Below are 2,015 nucleotides of genomic sequence, written 5' to 3' on the forward strand. Positions count from 1 at the left end.
GGCCGGGACCCGAAGCGGCTGCGGCAGGCGCTTCAGCGGTTCAAGGGCATCGGGGAGACGGGGGCGGACATCTTCTGCCGCGAGGCCCAGGAGGTGTGGCCGTGGCTGCGGCCGTACTTCGACAAGCGGGCCCTGTCGGGCGCAGGGCGCGTGCGTCTGCCGCGCGACCCGGGCAAACTCGCCCGCCTCACCAAGCCGGACGACCTCGCCCACCTGGCGGCGGCCCTGGTCCGCATCTCCCGCGACACCAAACTCGCCCGCAAAGCGGACACCTGACCGTCGCCAGCGGGGGCAACGCTTCGCGCACCTAATGGCCTTCGCTACGCTCAGCCGTGTGCTTTCATGTCGGGCTTCGCCCGACGCCGGTGCCGGGTCGCTCGCTCGCTGATCTTTGGGGAGGGCTGGGCGCTGGGTGGTGGGAGCACGGCTCTGTTCGTCTGGGGCGTGTCACGGTACATGCCGTGGTATCCGCCGCCTCGCCGTACGTGGCCGGTCCCTGTGCCCGAAGGACACTCTCGGGCGCGGCATGGAGCGACGGGACAAGAGCGCCTGGTCCGCCCTCACCCCTCTACCGTAGGTGTCGGCAGTGCCCGCAGGTGGCGGTGGTCAGGCGGCCTTGCCGCGGGCGATGTAGGCGTTCATGTCGGTGAAATCGAGAGTGATGTTGTTGGGCTTGTGGAAGGCGTGGTCGAAGCCGGCCAGCTGTAGAAGCCTTCGCCGCCGAGCGTGTTCTTGCCCCCCGCGTAGCAGTAGACGCCCTTGGCGGTGACGCCGCCGAGGCGGATCTCCTTTGGGTAGCAGGGGTAGCCTTCGACGGGCTGGCCTGCGGCAAAGGACGCGAATGGGCGGTCGTAGTCGATGCGGACCCCCAACTGCTTGGCCGTTTCCTCGGAGATGCCCGCGACCTGTTCACCGGTTCCGCCGATGTTCAGGGACACCACCCCCGTTTTGGGGCCGGCGACGTCGGCGACACTGCCCTCGGTGTAAAGCATGTGCCCACCGGCCAGCCACAACGGCAGCGGCTTGACACCCGTGCGGGCGGCGTCGGCGCAGGCCCTCTGGGCCGTTTCGGGGGTGCGGCGGCGCAGGATCAGCGACCGGCCCGCGTAGTCGAAGTGGACAGGAAGTGGTAGAAGACCCACGTACCGATCATGCCGTCGTGGGCTTCGGGGGCGACCTCTCCACCCGATTCCCGCTCCGACCACCCCACGGGAATGTTGCGCAGCTCGATGCCGCCCAGCTTGAAGGAGTCCAGCACCCCGTAGTACAGCCAGATGACGTCGCCGAAGGCCTCGATCTTCTGCTTGGCCACCGCCCTCAGCCCGGCCTCCTTGGCGACCTTCGAAGACACGCCCAACGCGTCGACGTGAGTGTAGAACGAGAAGCGCTTCAGCGGTCCGCCGTTAATCGAGGCTTCCACCAGCGGAAACGGGTCCGTCTGGAGCCATGGCAGCCGCGCGACGTCGCCGTGGATCTGGTACGGCGTGCCGCGGATCGCCGCGAACTGCTCGGCATAGGTTTCCTCACCGGCTGCCTGCCAGCGGGGTGCGGCAAGGGGAGAGTTCGTCCTGCCGGGTGTGGCAGTCGGCCAGGAGCCGGTTGGTCTTCTTGTCGTCGGGCGCCAGGGTCAGGGCCATCGTGAGGTACTTCTCGGCGTCGGGGAACTTGTTCCCAGGAGTCCCACATAGCCTCGCCGGCGCGCGGCGTGCACGTTGCCGGGGTCCTTTTTCAGAATCTCCTCGTAGGCGCGGCCGGCCCGGTCGAACTTGCCGGCCTCGAACAGTGCGTCCGCGCCACTGGCGCCGGCGTGCGCCGTGGCCGCGCCCCCGAGCAGCGGCGCGGTCGCGGCCGTCCCGGTCAGCACGGCGGCTCCTCTCAACAGCGAACGAGCGGTCCCATGCTCCGCCATCGACGGTGCGGTACCGGGGTCGGGCGGAACCCGACATGGAAGAGGGCGGCTGAGCGGAGCGAAGACGATTAGGGGCTTGGTGGGGGCGGATGGTGAATGCCCCGGG

General features: G+C 69.0%; 3 protein-coding genes and 1 pseudogene. 1 reads left to right on the plus strand and 3 read right to left on the minus strand.

The features are described 5' to 3' along the window. Positions 1 to 276, plus strand: a pseudogene (locus tag C1I98_RS42320) (endonuclease); the annotation flags it as partial. Positions 277 to 638: 362 nt separating this feature from the next. Here C1I98_RS42320 and C1I98_RS38335 read toward each other — a convergent pair. The 3 genes from C1I98_RS38335 to C1I98_RS38345 all read right to left on the minus strand — a co-directional run bounded on the left by C1I98_RS38335 (position 639) and on the right by C1I98_RS38345 (position 1,864). After that, positions 639 to 1,142, minus strand: a complete 504-nt coding sequence (locus tag C1I98_RS38335) for a pepsin/retropepsin-like aspartic protease family protein (RefSeq protein ID WP_158558390.1) — start codon at positions 1,140 to 1,142, stop codon at positions 639 to 641. Continuing rightward, positions 1,091 to 1,357 carry a pepsin/retropepsin-like aspartic protease family protein gene (locus C1I98_RS38340; protein WP_146607910.1) on the minus strand — a complete coding sequence of 89 codons (267 nt, stop codon included), beginning with the start codon at positions 1,355 to 1,357 and terminating at the stop codon, positions 1,091 to 1,093. Before C1I98_RS38340 ends, C1I98_RS38335 begins: the two co-directional genes overlap by 52 nt. A 270-nt stretch (positions 1,358 to 1,627) precedes the next feature. After that, positions 1,628 to 1,864: a tetratricopeptide repeat protein gene (locus C1I98_RS38345; RefSeq protein ID WP_111172119.1), complete on the minus strand. Its 237-nt coding sequence runs from the start codon at positions 1,862 to 1,864 to the stop codon at positions 1,628 to 1,630. Positions 1,865 to 2,015: the final 151 nt, after the last annotated feature.

The organism is Spongiactinospora gelatinilytica, from assembly GCF_003236385.1.
Taxonomy (GTDB): domain Bacteria; phylum Actinomycetota; class Actinomycetes; order Streptosporangiales; family Streptosporangiaceae; genus Spongiactinospora; species Spongiactinospora gelatinilytica.